The sequence below is a fragment of the Chryseobacterium cucumeris genome, from assembly GCF_001593385.1.
Classification (GTDB): domain Bacteria; phylum Bacteroidota; class Bacteroidia; order Flavobacteriales; family Weeksellaceae; genus Chryseobacterium; species Chryseobacterium cucumeris.
The window spans coordinates 91324-112443 of the sequence record NZ_LUVZ01000044.1; the positions used below are offsets into that span (position 1 = coordinate 91324).

23 protein-coding genes are annotated in these 21120 nt (G+C 35.8%); 10 read left to right on the forward strand and 13 right to left on the reverse strand.

What is annotated here, in order from left to right:
* Nucleotides 1-5: 5 nt before the first annotated feature.
* Genes A1704_RS19655 through A1704_RS19665 form a run of 3 tightly spaced genes read left to right on the forward strand, consistent with a single transcriptional unit; the run spans nucleotide 6 to nucleotide 2738 of the window.
* Complete coding sequence (locus tag A1704_RS19655) at nucleotides 6-590, forward strand: riboflavin synthase (protein WP_062675733.1); 585 nt, start codon at nucleotides 6-8, stop codon at nucleotides 588-590.
* A gap of 1 nt (nucleotide 591) precedes the next feature.
* Entirely contained in the window at nucleotides 592-2046 is a 1455-nt protein-coding gene (locus A1704_RS19660; RefSeq protein ID WP_062675734.1) for a sensor histidine kinase, read from the forward strand.
* Nucleotides 2046-2738, forward strand: a complete 693-nt coding sequence (locus A1704_RS19665; protein WP_062675735.1) for a tRNA1(Val) (adenine(37)-N6)-methyltransferase — start codon at nucleotides 2046-2048, stop codon at nucleotides 2736-2738. Before A1704_RS19660 ends, A1704_RS19665 begins: the two co-directional genes overlap by 1 nt.
* A gap of 37 nt (nucleotides 2739-2775) precedes the next feature.
* On the opposite strand, the gene A1704_RS19670 is transcribed toward A1704_RS19665, so the two are convergent.
* Entirely contained in the window at nucleotides 2776-3486 is a 711-nt protein-coding gene (locus A1704_RS19670) for a cell division ATP-binding protein FtsE (RefSeq protein ID WP_062675736.1), read from the reverse strand.
* Nucleotides 3487-3640: 154 nt separating this feature from the next.
* Nucleotides 3641-3799, reverse strand: coding sequence for a 50S ribosomal protein L34 (gene rpmH / locus A1704_RS19675; RefSeq protein WP_002976260.1), 159 nt, complete (start codon nucleotides 3797-3799; stop codon nucleotides 3641-3643).
* Between the two features lie 236 nt (nucleotides 3800-4035).
* On the opposite strand from rpmH, the gene A1704_RS19680 reads away from it, so the two are divergent.
* Nucleotides 4036-5040, forward strand: a complete 1005-nt coding sequence (locus A1704_RS19680; RefSeq protein WP_062675916.1) for a DHH family phosphoesterase — start codon at nucleotides 4036-4038, stop codon at nucleotides 5038-5040.
* A 33-nt stretch (nucleotides 5041-5073) separates the two neighbouring features.
* Here A1704_RS19680 and A1704_RS19685 read toward each other — a convergent pair whose 3' ends face one another.
* The 8 genes from A1704_RS19685 to tilS form a co-directional block, all read right to left on the reverse strand.
* Nucleotides 5074-5880, reverse strand: coding sequence for a patatin-like phospholipase family protein (locus tag A1704_RS19685; protein WP_062675737.1), 807 nt, complete (start codon nucleotides 5878-5880; stop codon nucleotides 5074-5076).
* A 71-nt stretch (nucleotides 5881-5951) separates the two neighbouring features.
* A complete protein-coding gene (locus A1704_RS19690) occupies nucleotides 5952-6734 on the reverse strand; it encodes an alpha/beta fold hydrolase (protein WP_062675917.1) in 783 nt (260 codons plus the stop codon).
* Nucleotides 6735-6844: 110 nt separating this feature from the next.
* Entirely contained in the window at nucleotides 6845-7369 is a 525-nt protein-coding gene (locus A1704_RS19695) for a biopolymer transporter ExbD (protein ID WP_062675738.1), read from the reverse strand.
* A 183-nt stretch (nucleotides 7370-7552) separates the two neighbouring features.
* Complete coding sequence (locus A1704_RS23915; protein WP_065119701.1) at nucleotides 7553-9088, reverse strand: T9SS type A sorting domain-containing protein; 1536 nt, start codon at nucleotides 9086-9088, stop codon at nucleotides 7553-7555.
* 135 nt (nucleotides 9089-9223) lie between these two features.
* Nucleotides 9224-11293 carry a protein-disulfide reductase DsbD family protein gene (locus A1704_RS19705; RefSeq protein ID WP_062675739.1) on the reverse strand — a complete coding sequence of 690 codons (2070 nt, stop codon included), beginning with the start codon at nucleotides 11291-11293 and terminating at the stop codon, nucleotides 9224-9226.
* Nucleotides 11294-11628: 335 nt separating this feature from the next.
* Nucleotides 11629-12588 carry a redoxin domain-containing protein gene (locus A1704_RS19710; protein ID WP_062675740.1) on the reverse strand — a complete coding sequence of 320 codons (960 nt, stop codon included), beginning with the start codon at nucleotides 12586-12588 and terminating at the stop codon, nucleotides 11629-11631.
* A 61-nt stretch (nucleotides 12589-12649) separates the two neighbouring features.
* Complete coding sequence (locus tag A1704_RS19715) at nucleotides 12650-13228, reverse strand: RNA polymerase sigma factor (protein WP_062675741.1); 579 nt, start codon at nucleotides 13226-13228, stop codon at nucleotides 12650-12652.
* Nucleotides 13201-14553, reverse strand: coding sequence for a tRNA lysidine(34) synthetase TilS (tilS, locus tag A1704_RS19720; RefSeq protein WP_062675742.1), 1353 nt, complete (start codon nucleotides 14551-14553; stop codon nucleotides 13201-13203). Before tilS ends, A1704_RS19715 begins: the two co-directional genes overlap by 28 nt.
* Before the next feature lie 87 nt (nucleotides 14554-14640).
* Between tilS and A1704_RS19725 the strand changes: the two genes are divergently transcribed.
* Nucleotides 14641-15474, forward strand: a complete 834-nt coding sequence (locus A1704_RS19725; RefSeq protein ID WP_047435593.1) for an OmpA family protein — start codon at nucleotides 14641-14643, stop codon at nucleotides 15472-15474.
* A 52-nt stretch (nucleotides 15475-15526) separates the two neighbouring features.
* On the opposite strand, the gene A1704_RS19730 is transcribed toward A1704_RS19725, so the two are convergent.
* Genes A1704_RS19730 through A1704_RS19740 form a run of 3 tightly spaced genes read right to left on the reverse strand, consistent with a single transcriptional unit; the run spans nucleotide 15527 to nucleotide 17712 of the window.
* On the reverse strand, nucleotides 15527-16489 hold the full coding sequence (locus A1704_RS19730) for an HTTM domain-containing protein (protein WP_117753121.1): 963 nt from the start codon (nucleotides 16487-16489) through the stop codon (nucleotides 15527-15529).
* A gap of 4 nt (nucleotides 16490-16493) precedes the next feature.
* Nucleotides 16494-17066 (reverse strand): hypothetical protein, encoded by a 573-nt coding sequence (locus tag A1704_RS19735; protein ID WP_062675743.1) that lies wholly within the window; start codon nucleotides 17064-17066, stop codon nucleotides 16494-16496.
* Nucleotides 17067-17118: 52 nt separating this feature from the next.
* Nucleotides 17119-17712, reverse strand: coding sequence for a hypothetical protein (locus A1704_RS19740; RefSeq protein ID WP_062675744.1), 594 nt, complete (start codon nucleotides 17710-17712; stop codon nucleotides 17119-17121).
* An 828-nt stretch (nucleotides 17713-18540) separates the two neighbouring features.
* Between A1704_RS19740 and A1704_RS25130 the strand changes: the two genes are divergently transcribed.
* The 5 genes from A1704_RS25130 (at nucleotide 18541) to A1704_RS19760 (ending at nucleotide 21120) form a co-directional block, all read left to right on the forward strand.
* On the forward strand, nucleotides 18541-18696 hold the full coding sequence (locus tag A1704_RS25130; RefSeq protein WP_409193480.1) for a CCPGW family putative bacteriocin: 156 nt from the start codon (nucleotides 18541-18543) through the stop codon (nucleotides 18694-18696).
* 132 nt (nucleotides 18697-18828) lie between these two features.
* Nucleotides 18829-19476 carry an O-methyltransferase gene (locus A1704_RS19745; protein ID WP_062675745.1) on the forward strand — a complete coding sequence of 216 codons (648 nt, stop codon included), beginning with the start codon at nucleotides 18829-18831 and terminating at the stop codon, nucleotides 19474-19476.
* 85 nt (nucleotides 19477-19561) lie between these two features.
* Complete coding sequence (locus tag A1704_RS19750) at nucleotides 19562-20278, forward strand: C40 family peptidase (protein ID WP_062675746.1); 717 nt, start codon at nucleotides 19562-19564, stop codon at nucleotides 20276-20278.
* A 33-nt stretch (nucleotides 20279-20311) separates the two neighbouring features.
* Nucleotides 20312-20779, forward strand: a complete 468-nt coding sequence (locus A1704_RS19755) for a DUF1648 domain-containing protein (protein ID WP_062675747.1) — start codon at nucleotides 20312-20314, stop codon at nucleotides 20777-20779.
* The gene (locus tag A1704_RS19760) at nucleotides 20776-21120 is read left to right on the forward strand and encodes a cupin domain-containing protein (protein ID WP_062675748.1); all 345 of its coding nucleotides are present in this window, start codon (nucleotides 20776-20778) and stop codon (nucleotides 21118-21120) included. The genes A1704_RS19755 and A1704_RS19760 overlap by 4 nt, the downstream gene beginning before the upstream one ends.

Below are 21120 nucleotides of genomic sequence, written 5' to 3' on the forward strand. Positions count from 1 at the left end.
ATAATATGTTCACAGGAATTATTGAAGCAGTTGGTGTTATTGAGAAGATTGAAGAAAAAGGAAGCAATATAGATTTTACCCTGACTTGCCCTTTTACAAATGAACTGAAAATAGATCAGAGCCTTGCTCACAACGGCTGCTGCCTTACAGTAGTTGAGATAAAAGACAATCATTATGTGGTTACAGCGATCAACGAAACGCTGGAAAAGACCAACCTTGGAAAATGGGAATTGGGAACCGTTGTGAATCTTGAGCGCTGCATGAAGATGGATGGAAGACTGGATGGTCACATTGTTCAGGGGCATGTTGATAAAACCGGTGAAGTGGTGAGTATCGAAAATAAAGACGGAAGTTATTTTATTACTATGAAGTACGAAAATGACGGAACTTTTGTAACGGTACCTCAGGGATCAATTACCGTAAACGGAATCAGTCTTACTGTTGCTAAAAGCGAAGATGCTCAGTTTTCCGTAGCCATTATTCCTTACACCTGGGAATTCACAAATATGAAACATTTGAAAATTGGTGACAAAGTAAACCTGGAATTTGATATCATTGGTAAGTATATTGCTAGGTTAATTAAAAAGTAGAATGTCAATAAATAAGTATAAAGGATATAGCTTAAGAAACCGGGTGTTTTTCGGTTTCTTGCTGGTATGTTTTTTAAGTGTCGTTGCTACATCACTTGTTCCTTACTTTGTATTGAGAAATCATTCTTTACAGCAGAGTAATATCGATATGCAGGATAAAACCAATGCTGTCATGCGATATCTGGACTATGCGGTAAGCCAGAAACTTATTGAAACAAAAGATCTTCCGGAAGTTTTAGGGAATAAAATCTTTGAAATAGCGGATATCAACCAGCATGACATTTTTATTTATGATCTGAAAGGAAACTATTTGCTTTCCAACAAAGATGAAGGATTGGTGGAGCAGAAAACAATTCCTATAGAAATCATCAATAAGATTCTGTCTACCGATGCAAGGGTAGATATGGTGAATTATGATGCAGCTAAGGATGCAAAATTGACTTCTTCCTATCTTTTGCTGAAAAATAATGAACTTGAACCTATCGGAATTGTTTATATCCCTTTATATCATAATGAATCTGCTTATCTGGAGGTTCTGCACCAGTACGTAAAGTATATTCTTTTAGTCGATATATTTCTTATCCTTTTTAGTATATGGATTAGCTGGGTTACGTCTAATAGTCTTGCCAAAACCATTACGAAATTCTCTGATATGATTACCCGTATTACTTTGTTTGAAAATGAAATGCGCCCTATCAGATATTATAAGAATGATGAGCTTAATGCTTTGGCAAGAGCTTATAACAGAATGATTCTACAGATTCAGGACCAGAAAGAAAGACTTAGATTCAAAGCATCCGAAGAAGCGTGGAGAGAAATGGCCAAGCAGGTAGCTCATGAGGTGAAAAATCCGTTGACGCCAATGAAGTTGACCATTCAGAATTTTGAAAGAAAATTTGATCCTGAAGACCCGAATATCAGAGAAAGGGTAAAGCAAATGAGTAAAACTATTGTTGATCAGATTGACCTGATTGCTACAGTAGCCTCAGCATTCTCAGAATTTGCCAAACTTCCTGAAAAAAATAATGAAGTGATCAATCTGAATACGGAAGTTGAAGATATTCTACGTGTATTCAATGATGACAGTATTTTCATGCATGCCAATAAGACGAATATAATGATCAATATGGACAGGATTTATCTTTCCAGAATCATTACAAACCTTGTTACCAATGCAAAACAGGCAGAGAGTGATCAGAGAAAACTCATTATCAATGTAGATGTGGAGCAGCATCAAAGAAGGGTGATTATCTCTGTTCAGGATAACGGAGTCGGGATTCCTGAAAATATGTACGAAAGAATTTTTGAACCGAATTTTACATCTAAAAGCAGTGGGATGGGGCTTGGCTTATCCATGGTGAGAAAAATGATAGAGGATTATAAAGGTGAGATCTCCGTGAAATCAGAAGTAGGGAAGGGGTCTACATTCATTATTACACTGCCTACCAATTTATAGTGAAGCTTTTTACATTTAAACAATTTGAAATTCAGCAGTCTAAAGACGTCTTCCGTGTAGGAACAGACGGTGTTCTGCTTGGTGCTTTGGCGGATGTTGAAAATGCTTCCAGTATTTTGGAAGTAGGAACAGGCACAGGACTAATTTCTCTTATGCTGGCACAAAGAAATCTGCAGGCGGAATTTTTAGGGCTGGATATTAATGATGCTGCTGCCAAGCTTACCCAGCTCAATTTTGAAAATTCTCCTTTTCAGGCCAGGTTGAAAAACAGTCATCAGGACTTTAAAACTTTTGAAACGGAAGATCGTTTTGATCTTATTGTATCCAATCCTCCGTATTTTGAAGAATCAGGATCTGAAAAAGATAAAATTGCTCGTCAGACCGTAGAATTGAACTTCATGCAGTTGATCAGTAAGGCGGCAGAATTATTGTCAGAAAAAGGGATGTTTTCTGTAATCATACCTGTGGAAGCAGGGGAAGTTTTTATTTCAATCGGTAAGGAAAATAAACTGCATCTGAACAGAAAAGTGAGTATTAGAGGAATTGAAAATGCAAAGGCAAAAAGATTGATTCTGGAGTTTTCATCACAAGTAAAAGAAGTTAACGAGTCTGATTTTATTATAGAAAAAAGTCCGAGACAATACTCGGACCAATATCTTGAACTCACCAAAGAGTTTCATGTTTTTAAATAGAGAAGTTAGTTATTTCTGACCTTCTTATTTTTTATTCTTATTCGAATAATTCTGAAGTATCCAATACAGAAACTTTTCCGTCTTCACATCTGATGGCTTCACCAGGGAAGTTCTGAATCATGTGGTAATCATGTGTTGCCATTACTACAGCAGCTCCATTTTCAAGGGCAACCTGCTTTAATAGCGTCATAATTTCGTTAGAAGTCTCAGGGTCAAGGTTTCCTGTTGGCTCATCGGCTAAGATAAGATCCGGATGGTTAAGAAGAGCTCTCGCAATGGCAATACGCTGTTGCTCTCCTCCGGAAAGTTCGTGAGGCATTTTGTGCTTCTTGCTTTTCATGTTCACGCTTCCTAAAACCTCATTGATACGGTCTTCCATTTTTACTTTGTCATTCCATCCTGTCGCCTCAAGAACGAACTTAAGGTTTTTCTCAACTGTTCTGTCTGAAAGTAACTGGAAATCCTGGAATACGATACCTAGTTTTCTTCTTAAGTTAGGGATGTCAGAGGGCTTTAGTTTTGCCAGATCAAATCCTACAACAGCTCCGTGTCCTGATGCTAATGGAATATGGCCGTAAAGCGTTTTCAGTAGGGAACTTTTTCCGGAACCTGTTTTTCCGATAAGGTAGCAGAATCTACCTTTCTTTATATTAAGATTTACATCAGAAAGTACAGTAAAGTTTTTTTGCGCAATCTTTGCATTTTGTAAACTTATAATATTGTCTCCGGCGATATTTGTATGTGGCATAATTTAATTTTAAAGGCTGTTTTCTAACAAAAAAATTTCAATCTTTAAAAATAGAAAAAAGAAGTCTATTTGACTCTAATTTTAGTAAATTTTAACAACAAAAAATGCCTGAAAAGGAACTTCTCAAGCATGTTTTGTATATGATAATTAGAAATTATCTCTTAGCGCGTGCAGCACTTACAGTTAATCTCTTTCTGCCTTTAGCTCTTCTCGCAGCCAAAACTCTTCTTCCATTTGGCGTAGACATTCTTTCTCTGAAACCGTGTTTGTTTCTTCTCTTTCTTTCTGATGGCTGGAATGTTCTTTTACTCATTACTATATGTTTAAATCGTAATTAATCTATTAATTTTCAGGTTGCAAAGATATATAAATTTTTATAAGTTACAAACTTTAATTATCTTTTTTTAAAATTAAATGTAATGTTTTTTGGTCGGGTGTTAACAAACCCTCATCACAAAACCATTTTTCCGGTACAAAAATAATATTTAAATGATTTATATAAAAGCTCTATCTTTGAAAACTTTAATTTTAACGAAAAATAAACACCGGATGTTTACACCAGCAGAACTTTTAGATATTAATACATTACTTACCCAGGATAGCAGAATAGTGATCCTTACCCATTATAACCCGGATGGAGATGCTATTGGTTCAAGCTTGGGATTAAAACATTATCTGAAAGCAAAAGGAATTCATGCAGAGGTTATCGTACCTAATGATTTTCCGAAATTTCTGAAATGGATGCCGGAATCTAAAAAAGTTATTATTGCAGAATATAAAAGAAAACTGGCTGCTGATATGATTGCGGGAGCAGATGTTATTTTCTGTCTGGATTTTAATTCTCCGTCAAGAATCGGGTTATTGGGAGACTGGTTGGTAAAAGCTCCGGGGAAGAAAATTCTTATTGATCATCACCAACAGCCGGAACAATTTGATTTTGTGTATTCTGATACAGTCATTCCTGCCACTTCACAGATGATTTATCATTTCATTGAAGCAATGGAGGATGAAAAGCTGGTGAACCAGGATATGGCAGAATGCCTTTATACCGGAATCATGACGGATACAGGAGGTTTCCGTTTTCGTTCTACCAGCGCTACTACCCACAGAATTATCGCTAATCTTATCGAACATGGTGCAGATCCTGCCATGATCACTTCCAATACATGGGATACCAATACGGTTTCCCGTCTGCATTTGCTTGCTTTAGTTCTTGGAAGAATAGAAGTGGTAAATGACGGAACAGTAGCTGTGTTAAGTCTTACCAGAAATGAACTGAAAGAATTTGGTTTCCAGAAAGGAGATACGGAAGGTTTTGTGAATTATGGTTTGAGTATTGCCGGAGTGAAAATGTCAGCATTCTTTATGGAAGATCTGTACGAAGACTTCGTTAAAATTTCTTTCAGAAGTAAAGATGATGTGGATGTGAACCAATTCTCAAGAAAATATTTCAATGGTGGCGGGCATATTAATGCAGCCGGAGGGAAATCTTTAGATTCTTTAGCGGGAACGATCGTCAACTTCAAAGAAAAAGTAAAAGAGGAAGGTTTATAGAGGCAAAAATCTGTAAATTTTTCTGATTAACTTCTAAATACTTCTACGAAACCCCTTTTCTTCAAGCTCCTGGCAGGTATAATCATACACTTGCTGAAACATTTCATCCATATATCTTTTGTTGAAAAGACTGTATTTCGTCATTTTGGGCGGATCAAGAAAAATATTGCAGTATTTTGCTTTAGAATAGACCGACTTTGCGATCGCTAAGTGAAGGATTCTGTCGAATTCTTTCATCAGGCTCATCTTGCTTAACTCATCATAGCTGATGGAATTGACATGAGAGGCAATCAGAAAATTACATTTATCCATGATAGGCTCAATGGGAAGGTTATCCAGAACACCGCCGTCTACATAAATTTTCTCACCAATTCTTACCGGTGGAAGAATAAAAGGAACGCTTGAGGAAGCCAGTAATGGTCCAAAAAGCTCTCCTTCAGAAAAGAAGTCTACGATGCCATGCGTCATTTCCGTGGCAGCTACATACACCGGAATTTTTAAAATACCGAAATTGTCTTCAGGGAAATAATCTTTGAACAGTTTTAAAATAAAATTGGAACTGAAGATTCCGTTTTTGGATAATTTTAAAGATGACCTGGAAAAAAAAGAAGTTTGCTTGACAATTTCCATCATCTCTTCCGGCGTTTTTCCAAAAGAATAAAAAGCACCAATGATGGATCCTGCGCTGGTTCCTGAAATAATGTGTGGTTTCAGATTGTATTCTTCCAAAGCTTTCAGTACGGCAATATGAGCAATCCCACGCATTCCTCCGCCTGAAAGTGTAAGTCCGATAACCGGTGGTGCCGGTGGTTTCTTTTTTTTGAATGAAAATAAAGCCATTACCCAAATTATCCTCTACTAATATACAGGATTTTTTGTTATGCACAGCTTAATTTGTCAGGTAACCTGTTTTATAAAACCAGTTTTTTAGGAAGATTGTGAAGAAGTTCTGTATTGATGATTTCTGCGCAGATTCCTGGCTTTTCCCAATGACCGTTGTGTCCGCAGTCCAGGATATAAGATTTGATATTCGTTCTGTCCGGAAGATGTTTGATCATCATATCCGTTTTTACCGCATTATCATGTTTACCCGCCAGTACTAAGATTTTAGCTTCCAGGTTTTCCAGCACATGCTTTTTGTCGGTTCTTTCTACCATACCCTTTACGCAGGAAAGAGCACCTAAATTATTGGTGGAAAGGGCTGTTTCAAGTGCAGTTTCTATTTTACCTTCCAGAATGTCTCTTTCATTCGGATTGAATAAATTAGGTACCCCGGCTCTTGCATAATGGGCAAAAGCATCCTTGATGATTCTGTAGCTTTTGATTCGCTGCTGTTTTTTCTCTTCATCATCCGGAAAATACGTAGAGAAAAATAATGTAAGACTTTTTAAAGAATCAGGATACTTTTCTGCAAAAGCGAGAGATGTATATCCTCCCATAGAATGTCCCAGAAGATGTATTTTTTCTAAATGCTGATCATCCAATACTTTTTTTACTTCTTCAGCCATCAGTTCCATGGTGTGAACTTCAGCCAGAATTTCAGACTGTCCATGGCCGGGAAGGTCAATTTTGAGCAGTGAAAAATCTTTGGAAAGGTGATGTTCCATATCACTCCAGATGGATAGATTTTCCATAAATCCGTGAAGAAGTACCAACGTTTCTTTTCCGTTTCCTTTTCTTTCAAAGTTCAGCATGATTCCAAAATTTAGAAGGTTAAAAATAATACAGCAGCTTACATACTGTGGATCTGTTTCTCCTTTCAAATTTAGTCAAAAAAAGAGCATTTAAAAAATGCCCTTGTCTTTTATTGAGTTAATTCATTATAAACCTTTGTTTCCCAAGGTTTGATGTCTGTTACGCCATATCGTTCCTTTTTAGAAATAGCAAGGTTGTCCAGCATGTCTACAAAATTTTTGTAGTTGGCTTCATCTGTTGGTTTTACAATCACTGTGAATTTGTTGGGTGCAGGAGCATTTTTATACGCTTCAGCAATGATCTTTGAAATTTTTATTCCACTGAAATCTGTTTCTTTCAGGTTTCCTGTATTCAAATCTTTCTGATTGCTCTGATGATAAAATACCCGGTTGTCTTTTCCAAGGATAAAGGTAATCTGGTTTTGATCTCCAATTACCGGTTTATCAATAGAACTGGGATTTGGATCTTTTGCAGGGAGTCCCAGGTCCATTACATTAGGTTTTGTAAAATTGGTGGTGAACATAAAGAAAGTGATAAGTAAGAATCCCAGATCGACCATAGGCGTCATGTCCACTCGGATCATTTTTTTCTTTTGCTTTCCGCCTTCTTTTTCTTGTGCAATTACTTCTGCCATGATTAAAGTTTTTAAATGTTAGACTATATTTTTTTTTGAAGAATTCATACAAAACATATGCCTTGATTGTTAAAAACTTTATAGATTCATGAATCTATTGATTATTGTCGTATAAATTTTACCTATTTCTGTTTTTTAATACTTTTCTTGAAGGAAAAGGGTAATTATGATATTTTTAAGGGGTTACCGGGTGATTGTTATTTTCTTTGTTAGAATAATTTCTTCTCTGTTTTTTACCTGTACCATATAAAGTCCTTCCATGAATGCAGATGTGCTGATTTTAATTTTTTCTTCGTTATATTTTTGAGAGAAAAGTTTTCGTCCGGACATATCAGTAATGCTAATAGTACTTTCCCGGGGCAGATGATCTAAATAGAAAAAGTCTTTTGCAGGGTTAGGGTAGAGGTTGGGTTTATGCCTCTGTTGATTTTCCGGAATGCCAAGCTGTTCAGGACTTAGTTTAACTATCCAGGCATCGATCATACCATGATGTCCGGTAACGTCTCCACTTGTAGATCCTGTACTTCCTGAAACAATATATCCGTTATCAGCGGTCAGTTCAAGAGCAGTTAAGTAATCGAAATCGGGACCTCCCAGGGTTTTCTCCCACTTCAGATTTCCGCTGCTGTCCAGTTTTATGATCCAGTAATCCAGATTACCGTGGTGATTGGTTACCTGTCCGTTGTTGGAAGCTGTCCAGCCCGCAACAATATAATCCCATTCGGGAGTCTGGCGAATAGTTATGGCGTTGTCATGAAAACTTCCTCCAAAATATTTATCCCACTCGATGGTTCCGTTATTGCTTAGTTTGATAACCCAATAATCGGGAAGTCCGCTCTCAAGATTTGAAGAATTAAAAGAAGTGCCCACGGCAATATAACCGCCATCAAAAGTCTGTTGCGCATAATATCCTATGTTATCACCAATATTGCCCAACGTTTTTTGCCATTGCATATTTCCGCCGGAATCGAGTTTTACTACCCAAAAGTCATTGTTCCCGTAGCTTACAGTAATATCGCCATCTGTAGACACGGTGGTTCCTGCAATAATATACCCGCCATCAAAAGTTTGCTGCACAGAATTGACCTGTTCACTGCTGCTTCCACCCAGCGATTTCTGCCATTGTATATTTCCGTTAATATCTAATTTTACGATCCAATAGTCTCCTCCTCCATGATTTCCGCTCACATCACCGTCATTGGAACTTGAAGATCCGGCTACAATATATCCTCCTTCAGAAGTCTGCTGAATAGATTGTGCCATATCCATACTGCTTCCACCCAGCGATTTCTGCCATTGCATATTCCCGTTGGAATCAAGTTTTACAATCCAGTAATCATAATTTCCATGATTTCCGCTGATATCTCCGTCACCGGAATTGGATGATCCGGCAATAATATATCCTCCATCGGTAGTTTGACGGATGGATTGTGCATCATCAACATTGCTTCCTCCTAACGTTTTTTGCCATTGTATGCCTCCTGCAGGGTTTAATTTTACGATCCAGTAATCTCCTCCTCCGTGATTTCCGGTGACATCTCCATCATTGGACATAGAATGTCCGGCTACAATGTATCCTCCGTCGGAGGTTTGCTGAACGGCATTGGCAGATTCACCATGGGTGCCTCCCAATGCTTTTTGCCATTCTATGGAAGGGGCGGACTGGGCAGCTAATGCGGAATAGATAAGAAATAAAAAAGTAGATATTAAATATCTCATATGTATTTGAATTGGTGATAGTTATTCAAATATAATTAATTTTAGACTACGTTTTGTGTTTTATTGTTTATTTAATTCATGAAATAAAAAAACTCACACGATAAAGTGTGAGTTTTTGAATGATATGTTAATAATTTATTTATTCTTTTTATAGAAATTGACCCCGCATTCAAGGAATTTTTTGAAATCCTCTTTAGGCATATATCCTGAGACAGGCGTGTTGATGACTTTTCCGTCCGGAGTGATTAAAACATAGTGAGGTTGAGAGTTATTATTGAAGTTCACCTGCTGGAATAAACTCCATCTGTCTCCAATTGTTTTTACCTTCTTGATCTGTCCGTCTCCAAGGTCAATTTTGGTTTTCTGATCCTCAGGAAGCTCTTCCTTATCATCGACATAGAGAGAAGCCAGTACTACATCATTCTGAAGAATCGGTAAAATGTCTGGTTCGCTCCATACAAACTCCTCCATTTTTCTACAGTTTTCACATCCATATCCTGTGAAGTCGATCAATATAGGCTTGTCTTCTTTTTTAGCCAGTTCTATTGCTTTGAAGAAGTCGTGTTCAGGATGCATTCCTAAAATTCCGTCTTTTTCATCATGGAAATAGCTTACATTGAGTGGAGGTAAAATTCCACTTAATAACTGAAGTTTCGGACGGTCAGATGGGATTAACCCTTGAACCAGATAGATCACGAAACCAATTCCCAATACCCCTAATATTTTTCTGGTGATAGAGATTTTAGGCTTTTTATCATCATGAGGGAATCTGATCAATCCTAATAAATAGATTGCTAATCCTAAGGCGATAATAATCCAGATCGCAATGAAAAGTTCTCTTTTTAAGAAGAATGTTTTGGATACAAGATCGGCTTTAGACAAGAATTTCAATGCTAATGCCAGTTCTACGAATCCTAAAACAACTTTTACCGTATTCATCCATCCTCCGGATTTCGGTAGACTTTGTAATGCCTGCGGGAATAATGCCAGCAATCCGAAAATAATAGCCCATGCCAGCCCGAATCCTGCCAACGCAAAAGTCAACAGCATCGGAACATTGGATGAACCTGTTACCGCACTTCCCAGTAAACTTCCTAAAATAGGTCCCGTACATGAGAAAGAAACGATCACCAGTGTCAATGCCATAAAGAAAATACCAATAATTCCTCCTGCCTCTTCTGCTTTGGAAGATTTGTTGGCAATAGAACTTGGCAGCGTGATATCATAATACCCGAAGAAACTTCCGGCAAAGAAGATGAATATGATAAAGAAAGCAATATTCAACCATACACTTGTAGAAATCTCGTTGAAGATATTTCCTGCGATTCCATCAATAATATGGAAAGGAATACTCAGTAAAACGAAGATAAGAAGAATGAAAAAACCATAAATAAGAGCATCTCTTTTTCCTTTTGCTTTGTCTTTACTTCCTTTCGTAAAAAATGAAACGGTAAGTGGAATCATCGGGAAAACGCATGGCGTAAGCAAAGCAATTAATCCTCCGATAAATCCAAGGAATAGATACGTCCAGTAATTTTCATCCACTTTGGTAGAGGCAGTACCGCAATCCGTCAGTGGTTTTTTGAAATCAATACTTTCAATTTTCAACTGCTTTGGATCTAGTTTTGAAGTTTCTGTGATCGTAGCTTCAGTTTTTGCAGGATTTTCAGTAACCGTCTCAGTTATTTTTACAGAGTCTTTTGCAGGACCTGCAGTTTCCTCGGTCGTAGCCTCTTCCGTTGCCCCTTTTGGTGTAACTTTTTGGTTGAATTCTAGTGTGTTGGGAGCCAGACAAACTCTGTCGTCACAGGTCTGATACGTAATCTCAGAAGTGACATCTGCGGGTTTTGTTGGATCTTTTAATTTAAATTTTTGCTTAAATCCAGCAGAATTGGAGTAGAAAACAATTGTTCCTCCAAACGCTTCAGAAAACTCTTCATGTTTTTTACCAACTTCGGTAAATTTTCCGATCAACTCAATATTCTTTCCTGTCACTTTATACTCCGTCGGAATTCCGGTGTCTTCCGGTAGATCTTTAGAGTAAATATGCCAGCCGTTTTCCATGGTAGCATTCAATACTGCTTCGTATTGATTGTTCCCCAGATCGTTGATGGTGAATTTAAACTTTACAGGATTTTTTATCTGCGCATTAATTCCTGTCGCTAAAAATAGTAGAATTAATAAAAACCAATTTCTAAATTTCATTGTTCATTTCATTAAAGTTTTGAGACTCCATTTCGTTTTCTCATTCTTTGCAAATCTTCTGACTTACCTGGAAGGAAGGCTGTCAAATACAGCATTATTCCTAATGAGTCTGTGTCCAGATTTTTTGCCTCGCTAAAATAGATAATTTTTCGTCCCTAAAAAATTTAGAAACTTTCTTTTTTTAAGCGTGATCCCTAAAATATTTTGTCTTCTGCCCTAATCGCAATAGAAGTGTTACTTATTTTATGATTCAAAATGATTATAGATTTTTTCAATTTTGCCAACTTGGTATTATGATGAGGTTCTTTTGCCATGACAAAAACTCTCCGAGAAAATCAATTCAGATTTTTTAAAATATCTTCTACAGATGCTCTGTTTTTATAGTCCGGATCAAAATGTCTCCATGTAATTTCTTTCCCTTCATTAAGGATGAAGGTTGCCGATACAGGAAGCCTTCCGGAATTATCTGATCTGCTGTTGGCAAAATCCTCCTTTAATTTTGAGTTGTAGAAATTAAGGGTTTCACTGTCTGGAGTATAGAGAACATCGAATGCTTCTGCAATTTTATATCCTTCGTCATATAAAACCGTATACTCTGTCTTTGTTTTGCTGATCGTCTTTTCTATAAATTCCGGTTTTTCGGGAGAAATAATAACAAGTCTCGCGTTTTTTGATTTCAGCTCAGGGGTCAGATTTTGTAATGTTTCAATGTATTTGTTACAATACGGACACCATTGCCCCCGGATAAAAACAATTACCAGTTTTTTGTTTTCCTTTGATAATGAAAATGTATTACCCAAATGATCTTTCGCATTGAAATTATCAATTTTATCACCTATCATTTTTCCTTTTACCTGATCTAACGTTTTGCCGGATTGAGACATCTTTTTTTTCAGGACAGATGCTCCAACTTCCAGAAACTGTTCAGGATTATAGTATCCGAAATCATATTGAACCAGTTTCCCTTTTGGATCCAGGAATAAAAAGGAAGGATAGTTTACCACTTTAAATTCTTTGGCAAGGCTTAGACCTTCTTTTTCTGCATCAATGGCAAGGTTTACAAAATTTTTGTTGAACATCTCTCCGATTCTCGGATCAGTAAAGGTGTTTTTTGCCATCAGCTTACAAGGTCCGCACCAGGTGGTGAACAGATCAATGAAGATCAGTTTATTCTCTTTTGATGCGATTTTTTTCGCGGCTTCTAAATCAATTTTTTGAAAATTGATACCTGCGCTTTGTGCGTTAAATGAAATTCCTACTAATATAAGAAGACTCAATACGATTTTTTTGAACATATATTTCTTTTCTTATTATGTTCCCTGATCCATAAAAAAATCACCCTTAAATAAAAATATTTTATATAACTATCTGTTTTTCAGTCGTAAAAATATTTTTATTTTTAATTTTTTTGATCTGCTCTACACATTTGTATTTTTGATTCTGAGCATTATGTTTGCTGGAATACTGGTATTTATCCTGAATTTCTTCAATACTTTTGTTTTCAATAAAAATGTCATGGATGAGATTCTGACAATGGGAAGAAATCGATTTGATATAACCAACCAGTTTTTCCCAGTAATACCTTTCATTTTCAATGGCAGTACTTATTTCCTCCTGATGTTCCATGAAATAGTTTTCAGGAGACTCAACATAAAAGTTTCTGTTTTTTAGTTTTTTAAACCACAGGTTTTTTACAATTCCGATAATATAATTTCCCAGACAGGTTTGGACTTTGAAGTCATCAGCATTGAGTTTTTCGTAAAGAATGAGTAATGCATCCTGGAAAATATCTTCTGCATCTTCCAGATTACCTTTATTGTTCAGAATAAATTTCTGAGTATAACCAAAATACTGTTGGTATAAAATTCCAAAAGCTATATTGCTGTCTTTCTTAAAATCATCAACAGCTAACGAATTAGTTGTTTTTCTGTCCACGTTACAGTTATCTTTTTTTGAGTAGTTCTGTCTGCCTGATACCTGCGATCCTGTCTGAGAGGGATGACACCCAAAATATGGTTTTTGGAGTCACACAATAACCAGATCTTTTCCTTGATCAAAGCAGATAATTTTTCGTCCCTAAAAAATTTAGAAACTTTCTTTTTCCCTGAAAACCCTGTCGGAAAAAATTCATCTCCATCCTGTTGTTTTCTCAATAGGAGGGGAAACTGAAGCTTTTCAGCATCGAAATCCCATTCAAATTCTTTTTGGATTTCTTCATTGTTTTCAATATCATCTACGAGATTGATTCTGATCAGGTTTTGAGAAAAATCAAAGTTTTTGATCAGTACTATTTCTTCCGGAGTTCCCTTTTCTTCATTTTTATCAATGAAAATAAGTTCATCACGGTTGACAATCAACTGATATTCTTTTGAAAAGAAAGAACTGTTGTTTTCAGCTTTAAAAATTTTGGGGATTTCTTCCTCCTGATTGAATCCGAATTTTTTTAAGATTTCAAATTTTACGAAATCACTTTCCTGATCCAGCTTTTCCTTTGATAAGATTTTATAGTTTTGGTTAAATACTGTAAGCTGATTTTCTATCTCCTGAATCTGTTTCTGAACAAAATCTTTAGTCTGATTCAGATATAAAGAACTTTTTCTGAAATTTTCCAGAAAATGATCGTTGGTTTCCATCAGCACCGGAACAATCTCATTCCTGATCTTATTCCTCAGATAATCACTTTTTTTATTAGAAAGATCTTCCCGAAATTCAATAGTATTCTGTTCAGCAAATTGGTAAATTTCTTTTTTTGAAACATTTAAAAGGGGACGAAGGATGTTATTATCATTTGCTGGAATTCCACTCAATCCATTAATGCCGGCAGCTTTGGACAGATTAATAATGAACGTTTCCAGCTGATCGTTAAGATGGTGGGCGGTAACGAGAAATTCCAGTTTTTCTTTTTCCTGAATTTCTTTAAAAAAGGCGTATCGAAGCTCTCTTGCCCATAGCTGAATAGAGTTTTCGGGTTTCTGATCTTTTTCTGAAACTTCATACAAATGAAATTTTATATGATTTTTCTCACAAAAATCCTGCACTGTTTTCTGATCCAGATCCGAATCATTACCACGAAGTTTATAATTGATATGAGCTACCTGAAACCGGAACCTGGAATCCTGAATTTTCTGCCCTAAATCCTTGAAAAGAGAGGCGAGAACCATAGAGTCTGCTCCTCCGCTTACCGCCAGAAGATAGGTGTGGTTTTCCGGTTCGTGAACGAGATTTTTTAATTGATTGGTGAAGGCTGATTGATCCAACATAGATGTTGAGAATTTCTTTTATGCAAAGATAACCGATATAATTCAATTGAATTTTCCTAACTTTGAGTAGTCTAAAAATGATTATTTATGAAGATTTTAAAAATTTTAGCAGTTTCTGCAATGGCGCTGGGGATGACATCTTGTGTCAGCAAAAAGCAGTATGATGCTTTGAGCACAAACTATAAGCAGTGTATTGAAAATATCGGAGAAAGACAAAGAGAAATTCAGGATTTGAAATCTCAGAATTCTGCATTGGCGGGTGAAAACAACTTGTTGAAAAGCCAGCACGATGCATTAAAATCATCACTTGATGCGTGTCTGTCCAATACTGGAAAAAGTTCTGCTAACATTGACAAACTGGTAGGCGAAATCAATGCGTCCAATTCTTATATCAAGCAATTGATCTCCAGTAATGCTAAAAATGACAGTTTGAACCTGGCATTGTCTAATAAACTGAAGAGATCTTTGGATAATGTATCTGATGAAGATGTACAGGTAAAAGTATTGAAAGGAGTAGTAATGATCTCCCTTTCTGATAAAATGCTATACAAAACAGGAGATTACAACATCCTGCCTGCCGCTCAGGAAGTGTTGGGTAAAGTAGCAAAAGTAATCAACGATTACGATAAATACTCTGTATTGATCGAAGGTAACACGGATAACGCTCCGTTGAACTCTCCAAATCTTCCAAGAGACAACTGGGATCTTTCTGCATTAAGAGGTACTTCAGTTGCTAAAGTTCTTCAGACTCAGTTTGGAGTAGATCCGGCAAGAATTACTGCTGGTGGACGTTCTGAATACAACCCGAAAGCGACTAACATGAGCGTTTCAGGAAGATCAGAAAACAGAAGAACGGAAATCATCATTATGCCTAAACTTGATGAGTTTATGAAACTGATGGATATCGCTCCTAAGAAATAATGATTAAACCTTATATCATCATAAATCCCGAAGCAATTCGGGATTTATTTTTTTATGAACCAACCTGTTTGGGAATATACTCTGCTGATATTTTTTTCTTTGAAGAAGTGACTGTCTTTTTATCAGACTGTTCAAAATAAAAATTGGTAATATTCCAGACGATCATAATCGCTGAAAAATAATATAAATTCAAAACCAGTGCAATTCCTATATGCATGGAGATGGTAAAGAAAAGCCATGTTTTCTGTGTGGGTTTATACCAGATAAAAAAAGGATAACATATCTCAATAATAATGGTACTCCATCCAATCAAACTTATCAGATAAGAGTGTTCTATCAGCCAGCTGAAATCAATATTCAGGTCTCTGTTGGAGTAGGGGAGATGAATAGCTTTCCAGATAGATTCACCGTTCCACCAGTTGAATCCTAAAGCTTTATCCAGTCCGGAAAAGAAATAAGCAATAGAAATATGAACCTGAAATAATCTTTTAACTGGAGTAATATTACTATGCCCAGGTTTTCTGCCGAAAGTAAAATTTCTCAGTGAAAAGTGTTGGTCAGCAGGAAAAAGAATCAGATAAAATAAAGACATGCTTGTGAAAAAATCTGCACCATAGGCAAAAAAAGAACTTCCCTTAAGTAATGCTATCTGTAAAATAAGCAACAATAATGCAGAGATTCTTGAATAAAATCCGGTGATGATCAAAATACACAGTGTAATAAACGATACCTTGGTTATTGCCATTGTTGCACTTTCTTCAATCCCGAGAGTTTGTAAAAAGCTTACTATTTTTGAGAAGGTTATCAACCAGTCTGGAGTAAAAACACTCATAATGTCCTGAGGAATAATACTGTTGCTTGAAAATAATTTTTCAAAATCCGGCAACACTGCAGCAAATTGTAAAAGAATTACAATTCCTATGGCAATCCGAAAGAAGCTTAAGAATTCCGTTTGATTATCTTGTCTGAAAAAGAAATTTTCAATTTTAGTATAGAATGCATTCAGATTTTTCATCACTTTAGTATTTGAATTCATCAATAAGAATAAGATTTTCACTCGTTTTTCCTTTTTTGAAATCTGCAATAGCAGTGTAGTTGTACAGATAAAGCTTTGTCGTTACACTGGATGCTAACGGATTTTCTTTCATTACGTGGGCTGCGATCTGTCTGATAATGATATCCAGGTACTGATAATATTTTTTGTCGTATTTATTTTTGTCGGAAATTTTATCAAGAAACATGTTAAAAACAGTTGTATATCTTACTCTGCTCTCTTTGTTCTTAAAATAAGGCAGGTTTTTCTGTTCAAGGATATTACCATTTTGATCTTTTAATTCAAAGCTCATGACAAAGTCACTGGCAACATTGGGTGCGTAGAAACCATATCCTGTATCAAAACCAGTGTAAGAAGTAAATATATTGACGGGTTTTGATTGGGCAATGTCTTCGGAAATAGTATATAACAGCGGTTTTTTATAGTCTTTATTTTCATAATAAAAACCATAATATCCATCAAATGTTCCTTTCAGGCCAATGGTGAAAACCAGAAGCAGGATCATAAAAATTCCGGATAACTGAAGCTTTCTTTTCATGACAAAAGATTTAAGAAAAGGCTGTCTTCGGACTAAAAACAGCCTTTTGAGGTTATTTGTAATTCATCAATACGCTGTTCAGCTTTACATTGATTCTTGGATCAATGGCTGTATTAACTTTGTAAGATTTTATAATCACATTGGTAAGATTTCTTCTACCCATCGTTGGTGGACAAATTGTGTATTCTTCTGCTCCTTTAACGGTTAATCTACTTAGAGAGGCGATGTCTTTCTGGCTTAGCAAAGCTGCATTGGTTGCAACCTGGTTGTTTTGAATAGCATAATAATCTTTTCCTAATTCTTTAGCTCCATATTTTTTCAGGATACCGTCCACTTTTTCTCTTAGGTCTCCATACTTTTTCCAGTCGATATTAGCTTTCATTAAGCATCCGCGGATTACATACTGTCTGTTGATTTTATAAATAATGAAATTGGTACCCAAACTGTTCTGATGAAGTTTCTGAAGACTTAACAAACTTTTCATGTCTTCGTCAGAAATTTTTTTCACATCTTTCAGGATGTAATTATGGTCTACAATATAATTGCCTTTTTCTTTATAAAAAGACATTTCCTGAGGTTTTAGCTGGGAAAATATCATCACAAGTCCCACTATCGCTCCGATTAATAATAAAGTCTTTGTTTTCATGTAGTTGTTTTTAAAATATCCCTACTCTTTTTTAGGATTTTCGGGTGCCTCCATTATTTGAATGTTTCATGGTTGGAAAACTTATATCAAAGGTAGAGGCATATGAGCGGTCAAATACAGGTGTTTTTCCTATATTTTATGAGGATTTTGACTTGTGAACTGAGATACGAATCAGGATTTTGAATAATATCGGCTATTCATGGATATTTCAAGCTGATATATTGTGGCTTACAATATGACTTTTGAGAATGAATTGTAGAAATGAACTTAATGAAGTTCTGTTGAATGATGTTGAGAAAAATGATGATGAAGGAAATGGATAAGGTTTTAATCTGAAATAACCTGAGAGGGAATATGTGAGTATAAAGCAAAAATAAATCCCGTAGGTGGCCGGGATTTATTTTTTAATCAAATTAATTCTTCCTTTTTCAGGAGCGAAATAATTCGTTGCAAAAATGAAGTGGATATTTCTTTCTTACTTTTTGCTGCAGAAGCATCAGTTCTACTTTTCAGTACAACTTTTTTGTGATTCTCATGGTTAGTTTGTGTCTCTCCTGCAATCATCTTGTTTTCTCTTAGTGTTTTTACCCCTTATTCTTATTGCAAACTTATAACTAATACCACAAAAATAACATCCGTGTTTTCACGGTATTTTATATAGGGATTTCACTGAAGTTTATATTTTTATTTATTAAACGTGTAGTTTTTGTGTATATAATTAGTTGATTAATAAAAGAATATGTATATTTAAATCTCCATTAAAGGAAATATTAAAGAGGTATCCGAAAATCTAAAGAGTAGGAAGGTTAATACTAAACTAAAATCATTATGAAAAATTTAAAAAAACTTTCAAGAGGAGAAATGAAAACTGTGCAAGGTGCTATTAACGGGTGTAATCCACAGATATTTTGTACGAGTCTACAAACAAAGTGTTGCCCGGGATGGGTTTGTGCTGGGATAAGACAATATTGTATAGCCATATAATAATTTTTACGTAGAATGTAGATGGCTAAGAAAAAGAGAGGAATTAATTTCTCTCTTTTTTGTATTTTATAATGAACAAAAGAAGGTTTGGGAAAGCTTTAAAATCATTAAATTTGTTTAAATTAAAATGGTATGAGTTTTTTTGAAGAAAAGAATCCTGAAATGGACAGATATTTGGAGGCACACGCTTCTTCGGAATCCGAAATTCTGAAAAAGCTGAGGAGAGAGACATATCAGAAAACCACACAGCCTCATATGATTTCCGGATATCAGCAGGGAAGATTGCTGACGATTATTTCCCAGATGATGCAGCCGAAAAGTATTCTTGAAATAGGAACATTCACAGGATACGCTACCTTATGTCTGGCAGCAGGACTGGCGAAGAACGGGAAAATTACAACATTGGATGTGAATGAAGATCTTGCCTATCTTCCTAAAAAATATTTTGAATCCAGCGAATATGCCAGCCAGATTGATTTTAAACTCCAGGATGCCAAGGAATATTTAAAAGAAACAGATGAATTTTTTGATCTGATTTTTGTAGATGCCGATAAAGAAAACTATGCTGAATATTTCAGACTGATTAAACCGCATACAAAATCCGGAACAGTGATCCTTTTTGATAATGTCTTGTGGTATGGAAAAGTATTGGAAGAAAATCCGAAGCTGAAATCTACCCAATCTATCCAGGAATTAAATGATTTGGCGGCAAAAGACGAAGATTTTGAAAATCTTATTTTACCTTTGCGAGATGGAGTCAACTTTCTTCGCAGAAAGTAACTGAAATATTCAAGGATTAAACATTTAAAGAGAGATATATCGTATTTTTAATCTTTAAATCATTCAATCTTTAAATTGAAAATTAATGAATAAAGGAGTTTGTATTGTTACAGTAGCGCCGGTTCGTGCAGAAAATTCTGACAGAGCTGAAATTGTTACGGAAATATTGTTTGGAGAAAGTGCAGATATTTTGGAAGTAGATAAAAACTGGACCAAAATAAAAATGCATTATGATGGCTATGAAGGATGGATGGATACCAAGCAGCTGAAGCCTATAACAGACGAAGAGCTGGCCAAAAGAAAAGTGACTGTCGTTACCGAAGATTTTTCTTCCGTACTAATGAATGATGGTAAAACGTTACTTTCTATGGGTTCCGAAGTGGAGTTTCCGGTGGTAGCTTCAAGAAGAAGCCATGATGTGCGTGAAAGTATCGCTCTGACAGCAAAAGAGTTCCTGAATGTACCTTATCTTTGGGGAGGTAAAAGCTTCTTCGCAGTAGACTGCTCCGGATTTACCCAATTGGTTTACAAAATTCATAATATAAAAATACCCAGAGATGCATCACAACAGGCTGAGGTAGGGGAGCCGCTTACTTTCGTTGAAGAAACACAGCCCGGAGATCTTGCATTCTTTGAAAATGCAGAAGGGAAAATTATTCATGTTGGAATTATGCTGGAAAATCAAAAGATCATCCATGCTTCCGGAAAGGTAAGAATAGACACACTGGATTCCACTGGGATTTTCAACAAAGAAATGAATAAGCATACTCATAAACTGAGAGTACTGAAAAGTGTAATCTAATCCTAATTCAATCTCGATTCAATCTCGTCTGAAATGGAAAATATTCTTTTTACAATTTTTGATATTTTTAATTTTGGATTAGTCGTTTTTCTATGGTGGTTTACCCTGAAAAACTTTAATACATTGCCAGAGAGAATTCCTGTACATTTTGATATGGAAGGAAAAGCGGATGGATTTGGAGGTAAAAGGTATGCTTTTCTGATGCCTGTATTGGCTCTGGGATTATATGCTCTGTTCGTGTATGGCTTGAGACATCCCGAAGACACTAATTTCCCGGTAGAAATTACGGCTCAGAATATGAATGCTCAGTTTTTAATTATGAAGATTGGCCTGAGAATTCTTTTTTTGTTTTTAGCGGTTATTTTTATGAATATTCAGGACTATATGTTCAGATATGCCGTAGATGATCAGGCTAAACCGAGAATTACATTCGCAACCATCTTTTTATCTGTCGTGTTATTTACTCCTGCATTACTTTTTATTGCCCATCTATTCAAATGATACATTCTAAAGATAATTCAGAACATTATATCTGGGGAAGCCAATGTGACAGCTGGATTCTTAAAAATACCCGAAGCTTATCCGTAAAGCAGGAGAAAATGCCTGCAGGAACTTCAGAAAAACTACACTTTCATAAAGTGGCAGAACAGTTTTTCTATATTCTGAAAGGTGAAGCAGTATTCTATATCAATGAAGAAAAATTCCTGGTTGGGCAGGGTGAATCTATATCCATTGAGCCGGGAGCAAAGCATTTTATCTCCAATGAATCAAATGAAGAAATTGAATTTTTAGTCATATCAAATCCTCCCACGGATCACGACAGAATTGAAATTAAAGAATAA